The following is a 1,085-nucleotide window of genomic DNA, read 5'->3' as shown; positions in this document are numbered from 1 at the left end:
GGAATGCGCTGGCTCCGACCATGATTCGGGCCATTCGTGAGCTGCGGGCCGGCTCGCGTTTCTATTGAAATGACAGGCCCGAACCCATCCGCCGCAGCAACTCCGGCACGGATGACACCAGCATCGCCAGGCCCGAGCAGGTCAGCAGGCTCAGCACCAGTCTGCGAAAGGCAAGGTCGCTGATGCCCGTGTAAACGCGCCCGCCCAGCCAGGCGCAAATGAGCGCAGCAGGTGCCACGATGGCCAGCATGGGCAGCGTTTCGCGCGTGACCAGGCCGGCGGCAACATAGCTGGCCATGGTGACGGTCAGCACGGCCAGATTGAAGTTCTGGATGACGGCGCGTTGGGCACTCTTTTCGTAGCCGCGCAGGGTGCACCACAGTGTCGGAATCACACCGCTGAAACCACCCAAGGCCCCCATGAAACCACCGGCAACGCCAATCGTGCCGTCGGCGACGCGGCCCCCATGGTGAATGCGGGGGAGCTTGCCCGAAAAAAGCATGGCCGGGCACCACAGCGCCAGCAGCATGCCGAGAAACAGCTTGAACAGCTGGACGTCAAGTTGCGGCAACAACAGCAAACCGAGCGGCAGACCGAGCAGGCCGCCGGCCAGAAATGGCAGCAGGCGTTTCCAGTCCGTCGTGCGGCTGACCGTGAAGGCCGCCATGACCTGGCCTGTCAGGCCGCCGAACACCGCCATGACAGCCGCCAGTTTCGGGTCTATAGACCACGCCCAGAACGACATGGCGACAAGGCTGAAGCCAAAGCCCGACAGGCCCTGGACAAAACCCGCCGCCRCCGCGCCCGCGACGATTAAAACGATTGGGGCGTCAGGACCTGCCAACATTGTGTTTGCAAATGCGAATGGGGTGAAAACGGCGCCGATCAAGGCGCGCGACGACGCCCAGACCGGGMGTCTGGGYKAGGAGCGCAACGCCGAGTGGCGCCGTTTTCRCCCCATTCCCTCCGGGTTGCGATCAAAAAGGCCTTGCGCGGCGTTGCAAAGCCTTGACGGGGTTCACCCCGCCTGCGTATTGCGCCTTGCTCAAGGCCTTTTTGACTCGCAACGCATCTTGCAAACACAG

General features: G+C 63.4%; 1 protein-coding gene. It reads right to left on the bottom strand.

The features are described from left to right. Positions 1–61: 61 nt before the first annotated feature. On the bottom strand, positions 62–847 hold the full coding sequence (locus AC1D1X_RS24130) for a sulfite exporter TauE/SafE family protein (protein WP_477699463.1): 786 nt from the start codon (positions 845–847) through the stop codon (positions 62–64). Positions 848–1,085 lie beyond the last annotated feature (238 nt).

This window comes from Polaromonas sp. P1_G4, assembly GCF_056405475.1.
Note: the sequence above shows the minus strand (reverse complement) of the source record. Positions and strands in the feature narration are given on the sequence as shown.